Origin of the sequence: Kitasatospora sp. NPDC056184 (genome assembly GCF_042268405.1) — a bacterium.
Classification (GTDB): domain Bacteria; phylum Actinomycetota; class Actinomycetes; order Streptomycetales; family Streptomycetaceae; genus Kitasatospora.
On the sequence record NZ_JBHJUI010000013.1, the window covers coordinates 10726 to 31418 of the forward strand.

The 20693-nt window shown below is 75.3% G+C and carries 1 protein-coding gene; it reads right to left on the bottom strand.

Features of this window, described 5'->3' with window-relative positions:
• Position 1: 1 nt before the first annotated feature.
• On the bottom strand, positions 2–20506 hold the full coding sequence (locus ACFC0B_RS24865; RefSeq protein ID WP_376089751.1) for a non-ribosomal peptide synthase/polyketide synthase: 20505 nt from the start codon (positions 20504–20506) through the stop codon (positions 2–4).
• Between the last annotated feature and the right edge of the window lie 187 nt (positions 20507–20693).

Consider the following 20693-nt stretch of genomic DNA (forward strand, 5'->3'; position numbering starts at 1 on the left):
GTCAGTTCTCCCAGTCCAGTGCCAGCTCGTTCTCGAGCTCTTCGATCTCGGTCTGTGAAATGCCGGTGAGGGCCACGTCGTGCGGGGTGAGCCCGCCGGCGTCGGGCCGCTGCGCGTATCCGGCGAGCGCGGTGAGGGCGGCGAACCAGCCGTCCGCGAGCGCGGCCACCTCGGCCTCGCCGAGCACGCCGGCAGCCCAGGTCCAGGTCGCGCCGAGCGCGGGTCCGTCCGCGGTCTCGGTCACATGGGCGTTGATCTCCACCGGGTGGGCGAGCGGGGTGGCCGGGTCCTCCCCCGCCGGGCGGGGCAGCTCGGCCGCCACCGACCAGTCCCCGGTGTCGTTCTGGACGAACCGGCCCAGGTAGTTGAAGCCGATCCCGGCGTGGCCGAGTCCGGCGAACTCGGCGGCGGTGTCCGGCCGCAGGTAGCGCAGCCGGCCGTAGCCGAGACCGTTGCCGGGGACGGACCGCAGCTGTTCCTTGATCCGCTTGAGCGCGGATCCGGCCGCCTCACCGGCGGCGAGCGCGTCCTCGACGTCGATGCCCTCGGTGTCCAGGAGCACCGGGTAGAGCGCGGTGAACCAGCCGGTGGTGCGGGACAGGTCGACGGTCGCGTCGGCCTCGTCGCGGCCGTGGCTCTCCACGTCGACCAGCAGCCTCCGGCGTGCCCCGGCCGACCACCGGGCGGCGGCCAGCGCCAGGCCGGTGAGCAGCACGTCGTCCACGCCGGAGCCGACCACCGCGGGTGCGGTGGTGAGCAGGTGGCGGGTGGTCTCCGCCGGAAGCTCCCGGGTCAGCCGGCCGGCCGAGGCCAGCAGGTCGGTCGCCGGGTCCAGCGGGCGGCTGCCGATCAGGCCCTGCCCGTCGCGCAGCACGGCCGTCCAGTGCGCCAGTTCGGCGCGGGCACCGGTGGTGTGGGCCCGCTCGACCGCCCGGTGCGACCAGCGGCGCAGCGACGTGCCGCCACGGCCGAGGCCGGGCCGCTCGCCGGCCCGGACGGCCTCCCAGGCCCGGTACAGGTCGGGCAGGAGCACCCGCCAGGAGACTCCGTCGACCGCCAGGTGGTTGACCGCGACCAGCAGCGGACCGGGAAGTTCGCCCCGGTCGAACCAGACGACGCGGATCATCCGGCCCGCGCCGGGGGCCAGCGCGGCGACGGCCTCCTCGCCGTGCCGGCGGACCAGCTCGGCGAGCGAGTCGCCCGCGCTGCGGGCGTCCACCCGCCGGACGACGTCCTCGGGCCGAACGGCGCCCGGCTCCGGGACCTCGGCGCTCCAGGTGCCGGCGTCACCCGGGTCGGCCACGACGACCCGCAGCCGCAGGCTCTCGTGCCGTTCCAGCAGTGCCCCGACCACGGCGTGCAGCTTCGGCAGGTCCAGCGCCGCGGGCGCCCACAGGACCGTGGTCTGGTTGAACCGGTCCACCGGGACCCGCCGTTCCGCGAGCCAGTGCATCATCGGCGGCACGGCCACCTCGCCGAGCGCCTCGCCCGGCTCCTCGGCCGCCGCGTCCTGGGCGGCGTCGGCGACCCGGGCCAGTTCGGCGACGGTGCGGTGGGTGAAGACGTCGGTGGCGGTGATCATCAGATCGGCCCGGCGGGCCGCGCTGACCAGCTGGATCGCCATGATGCTGTCGCCGCCGAGGTCGAAGAAGGAGCTGTCGGTGCCGACCTCCTCGGCCGGCAGGCCGACCACCCCGGCGACCAGTCGCGCCAGTGTCCGCTCGGTGTCGGTGCGTGCCTCCCGGCCGCCGGCGGCCCCGAACTCGGGGGCGGGCAGCGCGGCCCGGTCCAGCTTGCCGGTCGCGGTCAGCGGCAGCACGGTGAGCTCGACGATCGCGGCCGGCACCATGTAGTCCGGCAGGACCCGGCCCAGGTGGGTGCGCAACCCGGCGTGGTCGTAGCCCGCGCCCGGGACGGTGTAGCCGACCAGCCGCTTCTCCCCCGGCCGGTCCTCGCGCAGCACCACGGCGCAACCCGCGACGCCCGAGGCCGAGCCGATCGCGGCCTCGATCTCGCCCGTCTCGATGCGGAATCCGCGCAGCTTGACCTGCTCGTCGGCGCGGCCGACGAACTCGACCTGGCCGTCCGCGCGCCAGCGGGCGAGGTCGCCGGTGCGGTACATCCGGCCGCCCGGGGCGCCGTACGGGTCGGCGGTGAACCGCTCGGCGGTGAGACCGGGCCGGTCCCAGTAGCCGCGGGCCAGGCCCCGGCCGGCCACGTACAGCTCGCCGACGATGCCCGGCGGCACCGGGCGCAGTCCGTCGTCCAGCACGTAGTGACGCCCGTTGTCGGTGGAACGGCCGATCGGGACACCGGCCGCCCACTGCTCGGGACGCTCCGGGTCCACCCGGTGGGCCAGGGCGACCACGGTCGCCTCCGTCGGGCCGTACGCGTTGACGATCCGGGTCCGCGGGGCGTGCTCCAGGATCCGGCTCACCGCCGCGGCGGAGACCACGTCGCCACCGGTGGAGATCTGCCGCACGGAGGCGAAGCACTGCGGCAGTTCCTGGGCCATCACCCGGAACAGGCCGGCCGTCAGGAACAGCGAGGTCACCCCGTTGTCCTCGATCAGCGTGCGCAGACCCTCGACGTCGAGGTCGCCGGGCGGAGCGACGACCACGCAGCCGCCGCGCAGCAGCGGGATCCAGAACTCCAGCACGGAGGCGTCCCACGCGTGCGGGGAGTGCAGCGGCACCCGGTCGGTGACACCGTCCCAGTGCCGGTCGGCGGCGAGCACCGCGATGTCGCCCTGGCTGATCGCGACGCCCTTGGGCTGCCCGCTGGAGCCGGAGGTGAACATGAGGTAGCCCAGCTGCTGCGGGTCGACCCGGACGGCCGGAGCGGTGTCCGGCAGCCCCTCGTCGCGGCCGACGTCCTCGGCGTCGAGCACCGCGGCCCGGGTGTCCAGGCCGTCCGCGCGGGCCCGCAGGGACCGGTCGGCCAGCAGGTACGCGACCCCGGCCTGGTCGAGCATCCACTCCAGCCGGCCGTCCGGGGCGGTGGGGCTCAGCGGGACGTAGACCGCGCCGGCCTTGACGATGCCGAGCAGGGTGACGGCCAGGGTCTCGGACCGCTCCATGAGCACGCCGATCCGCGACTCCGGGGTGACACCGCGCCGCAGCAGGTCGTGGGCGAGGCGGTTGGCCAGGGCGTCCAGTCGGGCGTAGGAGAGCGTCGCACCGCGGAAGCTGATCGCGGGCGCGTCCGGCCGCTCGACGACCTGCCGGGCGAACAGCGCCGGCAGGGAGTCGACGGCCACCGGACGGGCGGTGTCGTTCCAGCGCTCCAGCACGCGCTCGCGCTCGTCGTCGACCAGCAGCTCCAGGGCGGAGACGGTCTGCCCGGGGTCGGTGGTGGCCGCACCGAGCAGGGTGACCAGGCGGCGGGCGAGCAGGTCGGCGGTCGCCCGCTCGAAGCGGTCGGCGCTGTACTCGATCGCCCCGCTCCAGCCGGCGCCCTCGGCGCCGGTGCGCTCGGTGAGCGCGAAGGTGAGGTCGAACTTGGCGAACTGCGGATCGATCCGGCCGGGCGTCACCGTGAGGTCGAGCAGGTCGGCGACGGCGGCCAGTGCCTCGCCCCCGGCGCTGTCGATGCTCAGCGCCACCTGGAAGAGCGGGTGGCGGGCGGCGGAGCGCTGCGGGCGCAGTGCCTCGACCAGCCGCTCGAACGGGACGTCCTGGTGCGCGAAGGCCGCCAGGTCCGCCTCCCGCACCCGCCCGACCAGCTCGGCGAACGACGGGTCACCGGACAGGTCGGTCCGCAGGACGAGCGTGTTGACGAAGAAACCCACCACCTCCGCCAACGCCTCGTCCGTACGCCCCGCGATCGGCGAGCCGATCGGCACGTCCGTACCCGCCCCGAGCCGGCACAGCAGCGCGGCCAGCGCCGCCTGGACCACCATGAACGGCGTGGCCCGCAACTCCCGGGCCACCCGCACCACCCGCTCGTGGACCTCCGCCGGCACCTCGAAGGCCACCCGACCCGCCCGGTGCGGACCCACCGCCGGACGCGCACGGTCCGCCGGCAGCACCAACTCCTCCGGCAGACCCGCCAACGCGCCCCGCCAGAACTCCAGTTGGCCACCCAGAACGGAATCCCGATCGTCCTCCTCCCCCAGCACCTCGCGCTGCCAGGCCACGAAGTCCGCATATCCGACCGGCAGCACCGGCCACCGCGGCTCCACCCCACCCGCCCGGGCACCGTAGGCCGTCACCAGATCACGGGCCAGCACCGGCATCGACGCACCGTCACCCGCGATGTGGTGCACCACCACCAACAACACCCGCTCCCGCGCACCCACCTCGAACAACCACGCCCGAACCGGCAGCTCCGCCGTGAGATCGAAGCCCTCGCGGGCCGCGTCGTCGAGGCTCCGGTCGAGATCCTCGGCCGCGGTCCGCACCGTGCGGAAGTCGACCGGGGCGTCCGGGCGCAGCCGCAGTGCGGCCGGGCCGCCGTCACCGTCGGGCTCGATCACGGTGTGCAGGCTCTCGTGCCGCAGGACGACGTCCTCGAAGGCGGCGCGCAGCCGGCCGGCGTCGAGGTCTCCGTCGAGGCGGAGCACGACCGGGATGTTGTAGGTCGCGTCCGCGCCGGTCAGCTGGTGCATCACCCACAGGCGCTGCTGGGCGGGGGAGAGCGGGACCCGCTCGGCCCGCGGCCGCGCCACCACCGCCGCCCGCACCCCACCGGCACCACCCACGACCACCCGCGCCAGCTCCGCCACCGACGGATGCTCGAACAACTCCCGCACCCCGACCTCGACACCCAGCACCACCCGCACCCGCGACACCAACCGCATCGCCAACAGCGAATGACCACCCAGATCGAAGAACGAATCCTCCACCCCCACCGACACCACACCCAGCACCTCGGCGAACACCCCCGCCAACAACTCCTCCACCGGCGACGACGGACCACGACCACCACCCGCCGACACCCCCGGCACCGGCAACGCCGCCCGGTCCAACTTCCCGTTCACCGTCACCGGCAACCGGTCCAGCACCACCACCACCGACGGCACCATGTAATCCGGCACCACCTCACCCACCCGGGCCCGCACCTCACCCGGCACCAGACCCGCACCCACCACATACGCCACCAACCGCCGATCCCCCGGACGGTCCTCACGCACCACCACCGCACAACCCACCACACCCGACACCGCCCCCACAGCGGCCTCCACCTCCCCCAACTCGATCCGGAAACCACGCAACTTCACCTGCTCATCAGCACGCCCCACATACTCCAGCGCACCACCCGCACCCCAACGCGCCAGATCACCCGTCCGGTACATCCGCGACCCCGCCGACCCGAACGGATCCGCCACGAACCGACCCGCCGTCAAACCCGACCGACCCACATACCCACGCGCCACACCACCACCCGACACATACAACTCACCCACCACACCCACCGGAACCGGCTGCAAATGCCCGTCCAGCAGGTGCACGCCCAGGTCGGGGATGCCGACGCCGATCGCACTGGCGGCGCCGGCGGCCGCCATCGCCGCGGTCAGCGGGCGGTAGGTGACGTGCACGGTGGTCTCGGTGATGCCGTACATGTTGACGAGCGTCGGCTCGTCGTCGGCGTGCCGCTCGTACCAGGACCGCAGTCGGCCCGGGTCGAGCGCCTCGCCGCCGAAGACCACGTAGCGCAGCGCGAGGTCGGCGCCGCCGGCCTCCTCGTCGGCCCGGCTGAGTTCGTAGAAGGCGGACGGGGTCTGATTCAGCACGGTGACCCGCTCGCGGGCGAGCAGCCGCAGGAAGCCGGCGGGCTCGCGGCTGACGGCCTGCGGGACGACCACCAGACGGCCGCCGTGCAGCAGCGGCCCCCACAGCTCCCAGACGGAGAAGTCGAAGGCGTAGGAGTGGAAGAGGGTCCAGACGTCCGTGCCGTCGAAGCCGAACCAGTGCGCCGTGCGGTCGAACAGCCGCAGCACGTTGCGGTGGGTGACCGCCACGCCCTTGGGCCGGCCGGTCGAGCCGGAGGTGTAGATCACGTACGCGGCGTGGTCGGCGCGGGGGGCCTGCCGGGCGGCGGCGGGCCGCTGCTCCAGCGCGGCCGCGGTGGCCGGGTCGTCGAGGGCGATCCGCACGCCGTCCGCCGGGAAGGCGGCCAGCGTGGCGCGGGTGCCGACGACCAGGGCCGGACGGGCGTCGGAGAGGATGAACTCGACCCGGTCCGCCGGGTACTCCGGGTCCAGCGGCACGTACGCGGCCCCGGACTTGAGCACCGCGAGCACCGCCACCACGAGTTCGGCGCCGCGCGACAGCGACAGCCCTACCAGCCGCTCGGGGGCCGCGCCGTGCTCGCGCAGCAGGCCGGCCAGCCGGTCGGCGCGGGCGTTGAGCTCCGCGTAGGTCAGGACGGCGTCCTCGGCGGTGACCGCGACGGCCTCCGGGGTCGCGGCGGCCACCGCCTCGAAGCGCCGGACGATCGAGTCCTCGGCCGCCACCGGGGCGACCGGGTCGGCCGGGGTGTGCGCCCAGTCCGAGAGGATCCGCCGCCGCTCCTCGGCGCTCAGCACCTCCAGCCGGGCGACCGTCCGCGCCGGGTCGGCGACGGCGGAGGCCAGCAGCCGCACCAGCCGCTCGCCCACGGTCCGGACGGTGGCCTCGTCGAACATGTCGGCGCTGTACTCCAGGTCCACCGCGATGCCCGCCGGGTCGGCGCTCTCGCCGACCGCGCGCGGCCGCAGGTGGAAGACCAGGTCGAACTTGGCCGCGTCGGTGGTGACCGGCACCGGGTCGACGGCCAGGCCGGGGATCCCGTGGAAGGACGAGAGCGCCTGCGACTGGTCGTCGCCCCACTCCATCACCACCTGGAAGAGCGGGTGGCGGGCGGCGGAGCGCTGCGGGCGCAGTGCCTCGACCAGCCGCTCGAACGGGACGTCCTGGTGCGCGAAGGCCGCCAGGTCCGCCTCCCGCACCCGCCCGACCAGCTCGGCGAACGACGGGTCACCGGACAGGTCGGTCCGCAGGACGAGCGTGTTGACGAAGAAACCCACCACCTCCGCCAACGCCTCGTCCGTACGCCCCGCGATCGGTGAACCGATCGGCACGTCCGTACCCGCCCCGAGCCGGCACAGCAGCGCGGCCAGCGCCGCCTGGACCACCATGAACGGCGTGGCCCGCAACTCCCGGGCCACCCGCACCACCCGCTCGTGGACCTCCGCCGGCACCTCGAAGGCCACCCGACCCGCCCGGTGCGGACCCACCGCCGGACGCGCACGGTCCGCCGGCAGCACCAACTCCTCCGGCAGACCCGCCAACGCGCCCCGCCAGAACTCCAGTTGGCCACCCAGAACGGAATCCCGATCGTCCTCCTCCCCCAGCACCTCGCGCTGCCAGGCCACGAAGTCCGCGTACCCGACCGGCAACACCGGCCACCGCGGCTCCACATCACCCGCCCGGGCACCGTAGGCCGTCACCAGATCACGGGCCAGCACCGGCATCGACGCACCGTCACCCGCGATGTGGTGCACCACCACCAACAACACCCGCTCCCGCGCACCCACCTCGAACAACCACGCCCGAACCGGCAGCTCCGCCGTGAGATCGAAGGGCCGGCCGGCCGCCCCGTGCAGCGCGCCGGGCAGGGAGTCCTCGGTGACCTCGACGATCTCGAACGGGACCACCCGGTCGACCGTCACCTGGTGGGCGCCCTCCTCGTCCTCGGCCACCACGGTGTGCAGGCTCTCGTGCCGGCCCACCACGTCCGCGAGGGCGGCGGCCAGGGCGTCGCGGTCCAGCGCGCCGGTCAGCCGCAGCGCCATCGGGATGTTGTAGGTCGCGTTCGGGCCGTCGAAGCGGTACAGGAACCACAGGCGCTGCTGGGCGGGGGAGAGCGGGACCCGCTCGGCCCGCGGCCGCGCCACCACCGCCGCCCGCACCCCACCGGCACCACCCACGACCACCCGCGCCAGCTCCGCCACCGACGGATGCTCGAACAACTCCCGCACCCCGACCTCGACACCCAGCACCACCCGCACCCGCGACACCAACCGCATCGCCAACAGCGAATGACCACCCAGATCGAAGAACGAATCCTCCACCCCCACCGACACCACACCCAGCACCTCGGCGAACACCCCCGCCAACAACTCCTCCACCGGCGACGACGGACCACGACCACCACCCGCCGACACCCCCGGCACCGGCAACGCCGCCCGGTCCAGCTTCCCGTTCACCGTCACCGGCAACCGGTCCAGCACCACCACCACCGACGGCACCATGTAATCCGGCACCACCTCACCCACCCGGGCCCGCACCTCACCCGGCACCAGACCCGCACCCACCACATACGCCACCAACCGCCGATCCCCCGGACGGTCCTCACGCACCACCACCGCACAACCCACCACACCCGACACCGCCCCCACAGCGGCCTCCACCTCCCCCAACTCAATCCGGAAACCACGCAACTTCACCTGCTCATCAGCACGCCCCACATACTCCAGCGCACCACCCGCACCCCAACGCGCCAGATCACCCGTCCGATACATCCGCGACCCCGCCGACCCGAACGGATCCGCCACGAACCGACCCGCCGTCAAACCCGACCGACCCACATACCCACGCGCCACACCACCACCCGACACATACAACTCACCCACCACACCCACCGGAACCGGCTGCAAATGCCCGTCCAGGACGTGGACCCGGGTGCCCGGCAGCGGCGTGCCGATCGGCGGCACCCCCGGTCCGGCGAGCGGACCGCTCATGGTCGCGCAGACCGTCGTCTCGGTCGGCCCGTACGCGTTCACCAGGTGCCGCCCCTCCGACCAGGTCTCGGCGATCCGCGGCGGGCACTGCTCACCGGCCACCGCGAGGCTGCGCAGGCCGGCCAGACGCTCCGGCGCGAGCTCGGCGAGGACGCTCGGCGACAGGGTGGCGTGGGTGACGCCGAACTCGGCGACGGTCCGCACCAGCGGCTCGCCCGGCAGCAGCCGCTCGCGCGGCACCACCACCAGGCAGGCGCCGGCCAGCAGCGTCACCACGATCTCGGAGACCGCCGCGTCGAAGCTCGGCGAGGCGAACTGCAGCACCCTGCTGTCCGCGTCCACCGCGAAGCCCGCGCGCTGCGCCCGGGCGAGGGTGCCGAGGCCGGCGTGGGTGACCACGACGCCCTTGGGCCGGCCGGTCGAACCCGAGGTGTAGATCACGTACGCCGCCTGGTCCGGCCGGACGGTACGGGCCGGGGCGGGCCCGTCCCCGTCCAGGTCGAGCCGGTCGAGGTCCAGGCGCACGGCGGCGCTCGACGGCACCTCGGTGCCGGCCAGGGTGAGCACCACGTCCGGCGCCGCGTCGGCGAGCACGAAGGCGATCCGCTCGGCCGGGTAGTCCGGGTCGACCGGGACGAACGCGCCGCCGGCCAGGGCGACGGCGTGCAGGGCGACCACCAGCTCCACCGAACGCGGCAGCAGGACGGCGACCCGCCGCTCCCGGCCGACGCCCGCCTCGGCGAGGATCCGGGCCAGCGCGGCCGAACGGCGGTACAGCTCCCGGAAGTCCAGCTCGACACCCTCGGCGGCAAGCGCCGGAGCGTGCGGCGTGCGCTCGACCTGGGCCGTGAACAGCTCCGGCCAGACCTCGCCGGCGCCCTCGGCCCGCGGTCCGGTGCCGAACGCGAGCAGCGCGGCGCGCTCCTCGGCGCCGACCGCGGCGAGCCGGCCGACGAGGGTCCGCGGCTCGCCGGCGACGGTCCGCAGCAGGCGCCCGAACCCCTCGGCGAGCCGCCCGATCCGCGCGGCGTCGAACACGTCGGGCCGGTAGTGGACCCGCGCGTGCAGGGCGCCGCCCGGGGCCGGCGCGGCCTCCAGGGCGAGCGCGTAGTGGGTCACCGAGTGGTGGTCCACGCCGTCGATCGCGAGCCCGGCCCCGGCAGCCGTCCGGCCGAGCGCGGCCCGGTCCAGCGGGTAGTTCTCGAACACCATCGAGGTGTCGAACAGTTCGCCGTGCCCGGCGGCCCGCTGGATGTCCACCAGCCCGAGGTGGTGGTACTCGACCAGCGCGGCCTGCTCCGCCTGCAGCCGGTGCGCCAGCTCGGCGACCGTCTCGTCGGCGCGCAGCGCCAGGCGCAGCGGAACGGTGTTGATGAACAGGCCCACCAGGTCGGCGACGCCCGGGAGTTCGGCCGGGCGTCCGCTCACCGTGACACCGGTGACGACGTCCGTACGGCCGGTGGTGCGGGCGAGCAGCAGCAGCCAGGCCGCCTGGACGAGGGTGTTGACGGTGACCCCGAGAGCACGCGCCGCGGCCTCCAGGTCGACGCCGTCGACCTGGAACTCCAGCCCGTCCGGCTCCTGGTGCACCGGCGTGCGGCCGGAGCCGACCAGGGTGCCGGAGTCGAGGTCCGCCAGCGCGTCGCGCCACGCCTGCTCCGCGGCGGTGCGGTCCTGGCGGCCCAGCCAGGCCAGGTACTCGGTGAACGACCGGGCCGGCGGCAGCTGCTCACCGGCGTACCCGGCGAGCAGCTCGCGCAGGATGACCGGCACCGACCAGCCGTCGCGGATCGCGTGGTGCGCGGTGATCGCGAGGGTCGTGCCGCCGTCCCGGGTGATCAGGGCGAAGCGGATCAGCGGCGGGGCGGCGAGGTCGAAGCCCCGCCGCCGTTCCCGGTCGAGCAGCTCGGACAGCCGCTCCGGCTCGCCGCGCAGGTCGGCCTCGGTCCAGTCGAGCTCCGGGTCGACGGCGACCACCTGGACGACGGTGCCCGCGCCGGTGCGGCGGAAGGCGGAGCGCAGCGCGGTGTGGCGCCGCAGCACCTCGGTGGCCGCGGACAGCAGCCGGGCCGGGTCCACCGTGCCGCCGAGGTCCACCCGCAGCTGGGAGACGTACGGGTCGTGGTCCTCGCCGCGCTCGTCGCGGTAGGAGTGGTGGAAGAGCAGGCCCTCCTGCAGCGGGGCGAGCGGCAGCAGCTCGGCGACGTCGCCGGCCGCCTCCAGCTCCCGGATCTCCTCCTGGCTGAGGGCGATCATCAGGTCGGACGGGGTGCGCCCGCCGGCGCCGGGGAGGGCGGCTCGGGTCGCGATGCCGCGCAGCGCCTCGAACCAGAGCGCGGCGAGGCGGCGCACCTCGTCGTCGTCGACCAGGCCGCGGGCCCAGGTCCAGGTGGCGACCAGCTCGGGGCCGTCGGGTCCCTGGTGGGTCGCCGCGTTGACCTCGACGAGGTGGGCGAGCGGCGCCTCCGGGGCGTCCGCGGCGCCGAGGCCGGGCACCAGCGCCCAGCCCTCGCCGAGCGGGCCGGCCGCGTCGATCCGTCCGAAGTAGTTGTAGCCGAGCTGGGCCTCGGGCGCGGCGGCCAGGCCGGGCGCGGTCTCCGGGGAGACGTAGCGGGCCAGGCCGTAGCCGATGCCCTCGCCAGGGGTGGCGCGCAGCCGCTCCTTGACCGCGCGCAGGGCCCGCCCGGCCGCCTCTCCGCCGGCGGCGAGCTCCGCCCAGGCCACCGGCCCGGCGTCGAGGTGCACGGGGTAGGCGGCGGTGAACCAGCCGACGGTACGGGACAGGTCGCTGCCGGGCACCAGGTGCTCGGCGCGGCCGTGCCCCTCGACGTCCAGCAGCACGCCCTCGGTGTCCCCGCGCCAGTGCGGGACGGCGGCCGCGAGCCCGGTGAGCAGGACGTCGTCGACGTTGGCGTGGAAGGCGGCCGGCACGGCGGTGAGCAGCGGTCCGGTCACCTCGGCGGGCAGCCGCAGGGTGAACCGTCCGGCCTCGCCGCGCAGGTCCCGCTCGGGGTCGAGCGGGCGGGAGGCGAGCGGCGGGTCGTTGTGCGCCAGGACCTCGTGCCACCAGTCGGCGTCGGTCGCCGGCAGCCGGGTGAGCTCGGTGGCCCACTGGGCGAAGGAGGTGGTGACGGGCGGCAGTTGGACCGGCGTCCCGGCGGCGAGCTGCTGCTGCGCCTGGATCAGGTCGGGCACGATGATCCGCCAGGAGACGCCGTCGACGGCGAGGTGGTGGACGACCAGGAGCAGCCAGCCGCCCTCGGCGCCGCGGTCGAACCAGACGGCGCGCAGCACCCGCCCGGCGGCCGGGTCCAGGGCGTCCCGCGCGGCCGGTCCGAACTCCTCGACCAGTTCGGCGAGTTCGCTCTCGGAGCGGCCGGTGGCGTCGACCCGGTGCAGGCAGTCGGCGGCGGCCACGGCGTCGGCGGTCGACAGCTCGTGGGTGCCGGTGATCCTCATCCGCAGCAGGTCGTGCCGGTCCAGGACGGCCTGCAGCGCGCCGGTCAGCCCGTCCGGGGTGAGCGGCGGGGTCCGCAGCACGACGGACTGGTGGTAGTGCTCGGTGCGACCACCCCGGTCCGCCAGCCGGCGCATGATCGGCAGGTACGGCACCGCGGCGCCCTCGCCGACCGGGGCCGGGGCCGCGGCGGGCGCGGTGGCCGTCTCGCCCAGGGCGGCGGCCAGCCGGGCGACGGTCCGGTGCTCGAAGACGTGCCGGGCGGACAGCCGCAGGCCCGCGACCCGGGCCCGGCCGACCAGTTGGATCGACATGATGCTGTCGCCGCCCAGCGAGAAGAAGTCGTCGTCCACGCCGACGTCCTCGCGGCCGAGCACGGTGCGGAACAGCTGCAGCACCTGCTCCTCCGCCTGGCTGCGCGGGGCGCGGGCGGGCGCGGTGGCGGCGAAGGCCGGGTCGGGAAGCGCCGCCCGGTCGACCTTGCCGTTCGGGGTGAGCGGCAGTCCGTCGAGCGGCACCAGTGCCGCCGGGACCATGTACTCGGGCAGGACGGCGCGCAGGTGCCGCTCGACGGCGGCGGTGTCCACCTCGGTGCGGGCCACCAGGTAGCCGACCAGTCGCCGTTCGGCCTCGCTCCCCCGGACCGCCGCGACCGCGCGGACGACGCCGTCGAAGGCCTCGATCGCCGCCTCGACCTCGCCGAGCTCCACCCGGAAACCGCGGATCTTGATCTGCTCGTCGGCCCGGCCCAGGTACTCCACGGCGCCGTCGGCACGGAAGCGGACCAGGTCGCCGGTGCGGTACATCCGGGTTCCGGCCGGGCCGTACGGGTCGGCGAGGAAGCGCTCGGCGCTCAGCCCCGGACGGCCGAGGTAGCCGCGGGCCAGCCCGGCCCCGGCGATGTACAGCTCGCCGCGGGCCCCGGGGGCGACCGGACGCAGGCCGCTGTCCAGCACATAGGCGCGGGCGTACTCGAAGGGCCGGCCGATCGGCACCGGTCCGTCGGGCAGCTCCTCCCCCGGGAGCAGCCGGAACTCCAGGCAGTTGACGGTCGCCTCGGTGGGACCGTAGGCGTTGATCACGGTCGCCTGCGGGTTGCCGGCCCGCCAGGCACGCAGGGCCTCGCCGCGCAGCGGCTCGCCACCGAGCACCAGGGCCGCCGAGGGCGAGACCTCCGGTGGCAGGGTGTCGAGCAGTGCGAGGTGGCTGGGCGTGCCCTTGAGGAAGGTCGGCCGGGGGCCGCCCACCGCGTCGGGCAGCTCGGCGACGTGCACGCAGCCGCCCGCGACCAGCGGGGACCACAGGCAGGTGACGGTCAGGTCGAAGGAGACCGAGGTGTGCGCGAGGGCGAGGCCCGACACCTCGGGGTAGGCCTCCCGGGCCCGGCGCAGGTAGGCGCCGAGCGCCCGGTGCTCGACCACCACGCCCTTGGGACGGCCGGTCGAACCCGAGGTGAAGATCACGTAGGCCGGGTCCTGCGGACGGGGCCGGCGGTCGAGCGGCTCCGCCTCGGCGTCGGTGACCCGCAGGGTGGGCAGAGCGGCCGGGACCAGCCCGTCCTCGGCCACCACTGCCAGCACCGGGGCGGCGTCGCCGACGATCAGGGCGATCCGCTCGACCGGGTAGGCCGGGTCCACCGGTACGTAGGCGCCGCCGGCCTTGTGCACACCGAGCAGGGCGACCGTCAGCTCCACCGAGCGCGGCAGCAGCACCGCGACCAGGCTGCCGGGGACGACGCCGCGATCGGCCAGCTCACGGGCGAAGGCATTGGCCCGCCGCTCCAGCTGCCGGTAGGTCAGCGTCCGGCCGTCGGCCGTCACCGCGGGGGCGTCGGGCGTGCGGGCGGCCTGGGCCGCGAACAGTTCGGGCAGCGAGGCGGCCGACTCGGCGTGGTCGAGCGGGGGGTTCCAGGCGAGCAGCCGGTCCCGCAGCCCCTCGTCGCCCGGGGTGACCAGGGCACCGACCGGCGGCGCGGAGTCGGCGGCCAGTGCCCGCAGCACGTCCACCAGTTGCTCGCCGGCCAGCCGGGCGGACTCCTCGGAGACCAGTCCGGGCTGGTGGCGCACCCGCAGGGTCAGCTCCTCGCCGGGCACGGCGACCACGCTGATCGCGAAGTGGCTGCCGTCCCGCACCCGCGCCGCGGCCAGGTCGAGGCCTCCGGCGCGGGCCGCGGCGCCGAGGTGCTCCTCGTCCAGCGGGTAGTTCTCGAAGGTGAGCAGGGTGTCGAACAGCTCGCCGAGGCCGACCTCGCGTTGGATGTCGCGCAGCGCGAGGTGGTGGTGGTCCAGCAGCGCGGACTGCTCGCGCCCGAGCCGGGCGACCAGGTCGGCCGACGACTCCCGCGGGTCCAGCCGCACCGCGAGCGGCACGGTGTTGATGAACAGGCCCACCATGTCCGCCGAGCCGTCGAGGTCCGCCGGACGACCGGCCACGGTCACCCCGAACAGCACGTCGTCGCGCCCGGTCAGCCGGCGCAGCACCAGCGCCCAGGCGACCTGGACCATCGTGTTGACGGTGACGCCCCGGGCCCGGGCGGCGGCGGCGAGGGCCGTCGTCGCGGCCCCGTCGAGCAGGTACTCCCGCCGCTCCGGCTCGGCCACCTCGGCGCCGCGGCCCTCGGCCACCAGCATCGGCTCGGTGACCTCGGCGAGCGCGGCCCGCCAGGCCGCCAGGGAGGCCTGCGGGTCGGTGCCGGCCAGCCAGCCCAAGTAGTCGCGGTACGGTCGGGGCACGGCCGCGGGCTCGGCCCCGGCGTAGGCGTCGAAGAGGTCCCGCAGGACGATCGGCAGCGACCAGCCGTCGACCGCGATGTGGTGCACGGTCAGCACCAGCGCGTCGGCCCCGTTCGCCCGGCGGACCACCGCCACGCGCAGCAGCGGCGGCGCCGCCAGGTCGAAGCCGGCCGCCCAGTCCCGCTCCAGGAAGGCGGTGAACTCCGCCTCCCCGGCGAGCCCGGCCTCGGTCAGCGGAACCTCGGGGGCCTCGTGCACGCACTGGACGGAACGCTGTTCCTCGGTGGTGCGGAAGCCGGCCCGCAGCACCTCGTGCCGGGCCAGTACGACGGCCAGCGCGGCTCGCAGCCGGGCGACGTCCACCGGACCGGCGAACTCCAGCACCAGCTGGATGGTGTACGGGTCGAGTGCCGCCTCGTCGAAGGCGTGGTGGAACAGCAGTCCGTCCTGGGTGGGCGACACCGGCAGGACGTCGGTGATGCCGGGCTCGGCCAGCAGCCGGGCGGTCGCGGCGGTGGACGGCAGCGGGAGGGCCTCGGCCGCCGGCCGCGGCCGGTACCCGGTGCTGACCTCGGCCAGCGCGGCGACGGTCCGCCGTTCGAAGATCTCCTTGAGGGTGAAGTCCAGGCCGCCCGCCCGGGCCCGGCCGAGCAGCCGGAAGCCGAGCACGCTGTCGCCGCCGAGGGCGAAGAAGTCGTCGTCCACGCCGACCCGCTCGACCCCGAGCACCTCGGCGAAGACCTCGGCCAGCCGCCGCTCGGCCGCCGAGCGCGGGGCACGGCCGCCGCCGCCCGCGATCACCGGCACCGGCAGCGCCCGTCGGTCCACCTCGCCGGTGCGACCGATCGGCAGGGTGTCCACCCGCACCACGACGGCGGGGACCATGTAGTCCGGCAGCGACTGGGCCAGCAGACCGCGCAGTTCGGCCGTCTCGACGTCCCGGCGGGCCACCACGTAGCCGACCAGCCGGCGGTCGCCCTGGACGTCCTCGCGCACGGCCGCCGCGGCCCGCACCACGCCGGGGGCGGCGGCCAGCGCGGCCTCCACCTCGGCGAGGTCGAAGCGGAAGCCGCGCAGCTCGACCCGGCCGGCCGGCTCCTCGGCGGCCTCGGCCTCCCCGACGTCCGGGAGGAACGCGCCGACCAGGGTTCCGGGGGCGGTCGCGGCCGCGGTCAGCACCGCGGTGAACAGGTCGAGCAGCCGCTCGGCGGCCTGGGGGCGCTCGACGCCGAACAGCTCGCCGCGGTGGGCCAGCCGCGCGGTGAGCCGGTCGCCGGGCAGCACCGCGAGGGTCAGCGGGTAGTGCGTCGCGTCCACGAGGTCGGCGCCGGTGACGGTGAGCCCGGTGGTGCCGGCCGCGGCGGCGATCGCGTCCCGGTCCACCGGGTAGCTCTCGAAGACGACCAGCGTGTCGAAGAGGTTCGGCACTCCGGCCGCCCGCTGGATGTCGACCAGCGCGAGGTGCTGGTGGCCGAGCAACTCGCCCTGGCTGTCCTGGACGGCGCGGGCCAGCCCGGCCAGGGTGCTGCCCGCCGCCACGTCGGCACGGAGCGGGACGGTGTTGATGAACAGTCCGGCCATCCCCTCGACGCCGCCCAGCTCGGCGGGACGCCCGGCGACGGTGATGCCGAACAGCACGTCGGAGCGGCGGGAGAGGGTGCGCAGCACCACCGACCAGGCGGCCTGCACCAGGCTGTTGACGGTGACGCCGAGGTCCCGGGCGGAGGCGCCGAGCAGGCGGGTGGTGGCCTCGTCCAGCTCGCGGACGATCTCACCGACCACGATCTCACCGCCCACGGGCTCGGCGGCGTCCGCCGCGACCAGGGTGGGGCGGGCGCCGGCCAGGGCCCGCGACCAGGCGTCGGCGGCGGCCGAACGGTCCTGCCGGGCGAGCCAGCCGAGGTAGTCCCGGTACGGCCGGGGCTCGGGCGCGTCGACCGCGCCGCCGTACGCCTGGAGCAGCTCACGCACCAGGACCGGCACGGACCAGCCGTCCAGCACCGCGTGGTGGCAGGTCAGCACCAGCCGGTGGCCGTCGTCCAGGCGCAGCAGGGCGGCCCGCAGCAGCGGGGCGGCCGCCAGGTCGAACGGCTCCGCGCGCTCGGTCGCGCAGACCCGCTCGGCCTCGGCCTCGGCCGCGCGCCCGCGCAGGTCGTACCCGCGCCAGGGCACCTCGGGCGCCCGGTGCACGGCCAGGACCGGCCGGCTCAGCCCCTCGTGCCGGATGCCCGCGCGCAGCACGGGGTGGCGGGAGAGCACACCGGCCAGGGCGGCCCGCAGCCGCTCGGCGTCCAGCTCGCCGGCCAGGTCGAGGCGCAGCTGCACGGTGTAGACGTCGCGGCCGCCGGTGGCGACGGCGCTGTGCACCAGCAGGCCTTCCTGCAACGGGGTGAGCGGCAGCACCTGGTCGAGGTCCGGCTCGGCGAGCAGCGCGGAGAGTTCGGCGGCCGGCAGCGGGTCGGCGAGCGGGGCGGCCCGGTCGGTCGTGTCGTCCGCCGGCCGGACGCCGCAGAGCGGGGCGAGGCGGGCGACCGTCCGGGCCCGGAAGAGGTCGCGGACGGCCACCGCCAGACCGCCCTCGGCGGCGCGGGCGGCGAGCCGGGTCGCGGAGAGCGAGTTGCCGCCGAGGGCGAAGAAGTCGTCGTCGATGGTGACCTCGGTGACGCCGGTGGCCTCGGCGAACAGCTCGCAGAGCCGGGCCTCCTCCGGGGTGCGCGGCGCGCGGCCGTCCATCAGGGCGACGCTGACCGGCTCGGGCAGGGCGCGCCGGTCGAGCTTGCCGTTCGCGGTCAGCGGCATGGCGTCCAGGACGACGATCGCGCCGGGCACCATGTACTCGGGCAGCCGGCTCACCAGGTGATCGCGCAGCTGCGGCGAGTCGCCCTCGGGGGACACCACGTACGCCACCAGCCGCCGGTCTCCGGGGCGGTCCTCGCGCAGCAGGACGGCGGCCCGCTCGACCGGCGGGTGGGCGAGCAACGCGGCCTCGATGTCCCCGAGTTCGATCCGGAAGCCGCGCATCTTCACCTGGTGGTCCACCCGGGACAGGTAGGTCAGCGAGCCGTCCGCGCCGACCCGGACCAGGTCGCCGGTCCGGTAGAGCCGGCCGGGGCCGTAGGGGTTGGCGACGAAGCGCTCGGAGGTGAGCGCCGGGCTCCCCAGGTAGCCGCGCGCGACGCCCGAACCGACGATGTACAGTTCGCCGCCGACCCCCTCCGGGACCGGCTGCAGGGCCGAATCGAGGACGTGCACCTGGGTGTTGAGCAGCGGATCACCGAGGATCACCGGACCGCCGTCCACCGTGGCGGCCATCGACCAGACGGTCGTCTCGGTCGGGCCGTAGACGTTGGTCACCGAGGCGGTGTTGGCCAGCAGCAGGTCGGCGAGCGTGCCGGGCAGCGCCTCGCCGCCGGTGAGGACCCGGACGCGCTCGAAGACGTGCGGCCGGTACTCCATCAGCGCCTGCCACAGGCTCGGCGTCGCCTGCATCACGGTGACCCGCTCGCGGTCCACCAGGCCCCGCAGGCCGTCCGGGTCGAGCACCTGCTCGCGGCCGGCCAGCACGACGGCGGCGCCGGACAGCAGCGGGAGGAAGAGCTCCAGGACGGCGATGTCGAAGCTGACCGTGGTCACCGCGAGCATGGTGTCCGAGGGCCGCATCGGCACGACGGCGCGCATGGCGTCGAGGAAGTTGTCCATCGCCGAGCGCTCGATCACCACGCCCTTGGGGCGGCCGGTCGAACCGGAGGTGTAGATGACGTACGCGATCGAACCGGGGAGCCCGGTGCGGCCGAGCGGTCGGGCGTCACCGGTGGTCAGCGCCGCGCGGTCGGGCACCAGCCGGGGCGTTCCCTCGGAGGTCGGACCGTCGGTGGTGGTGACCAGCAGGTCGGGCCCGGCCTCGGCGAGCACCGTGGCGATCCGGTCGGCCGGGTGGTCCGGGTCGATCGGCAGGTAGCCGCCGCCGGACTTGAGCACGGCGAGCAGGGTGACCAGCAGCTCGGTGGTGCGGGGCAGGGCGACGGCGACCAGCCGGTCCGGGCCGATGCCGCGGGCGGCGAGCAGCCTGGCGAGGCGGTTGGCGCGGGCGTCCAGCTCGGCGAAGGTCAGCACCTCGTCGGCGCGCAGCGCGACGGCCTCCGGAGTGGCGGCCGCCTGGCGCTCGAACTCGGCGACCAGGGAGGGAACTTCGGAGGCGGTGGGGCCGGTGTTGCGGTCGAGCATGCGCCGGCGCACCGCCTCGCCGACCAGCCGGGCGCGGCCGACCGGAGCTTCGGGGGAACGGCCCAGGTCGGCCAGCAGGGCGAGGAAGTGCCGCTCGTGGTCGGCGAGTTCGACCTCCGAGTACAACGCCGGGTTCGCGGCGAACTCCAGCCGGACGGTCCCGCTGACCGTCGGGTCACCGTAGGAGGAGAGCGCGAAGTCGGCGACCGGGCCGTTGGAGAGCTGGTGACCGGTGGCCGTCACCTCGCCGAACCGCAGCGTCGGGTCGAAGGACATCGCGTTGACCAGGGTCCCGAAGAGGACCCCGCCGGTACCGGTGAGGTCGAGGTCCCGGTGCAGGTCCTCGCGCCGGAAGCGCTGCACCCGCAGCACCTCGCCGAGCCGGGCCCGGGCCTGCCCGACCAGGTCCGCGAAGGAGTCGTCGGGGTGGACGGCGATCCGCAGCGGCAGGTCGTTCGCGAGCATCGCCGGGGTGGCCAGCGCCGCCGGGGACTGCCGGGAGGCCACCGGCACGCCGAGCACCACCTCCGACACCGACAACAGGCGGTGCTGGTACACCGCCGTCGCGGCGGTCAGCACGGCGGGCCAGTGCCCGACGGCGGTCAGCTCGGCGGTCAGCTCGGGGCTCAGCTCCACCTGCCGGCGCAGCGCGCGCGGGGCCGGGCCGGCCGAACGGTCGGCCAGCGAGCGGCGCTCCTCCGCCGCGTCCACCTGGTCCAGCAGGAAGCGCCGGTCGCTCTCCCGGCGCGGAGACTCCCGGTAGGCGCGTTCCTCGGCCAGCAGGTCGGCGAGGCCGTGCCGGCGCCGCGGCGCGCCGACGACGGCCGCCCCGCCGCCGTCGGGGGCACCCTGGAGGGCGGAGTAGAGGGCGGCCAGCCGGCCGAGGTAGCGGGTCTGACCGAAGCCGTCGAGCAGGATGTGGTGGTAGCGGAACCAGAACAGCTGCCGGCCGTCCTCCAGCAGAAGCAGGGCGTGCCGGAACAGCGGGCCCGCGGCCGGATCCGGTGCGGATCCCAGCGCCGGACGGGTCGCGAGGTCGCGCTCCATCCAGGCCCGGGCCGCCGCCGACGGCTCCGCCTCGGCCCGCAGGTCCACCACCGTCAGCCCGGCGTCCAGCTCCGCGCGGACGACCTGGTACACCTCGCCGTCGTCCCCGAACCCGGCCCGCAGCGCCTCGGTCTCCGCCACCGCCCCGGCCACGGCCCGGCCCAGCACCCCGGCGTCGAGGCCCTCGGCCTCGAAGTAGACGCCGCACTGGTAGAGCGGGCTCTCGGGCTCCATGCGCTGCGCCACCCAGACGCCCTGCTGCGCGGCGGTGACCGGCATGCGGACGTCACCGACGTCGTTGCGAACCTCGGACTGTGCCAACCGACTCACGCTCCCAGAACGGCGTACAGGCTGCGGGGCGCCGTCGCGCGCCACCGTTCCCCTGCGTACACGGCAGATGCTCGGACCACGCGCCACCGGGCGGGGTCCACTGCGGGAGGCTCATCTCGGCCCCTATCGCGTTCCTATAGCGGGCTCCGGCGATCACTTATAGGCGTCGCATAGCAGC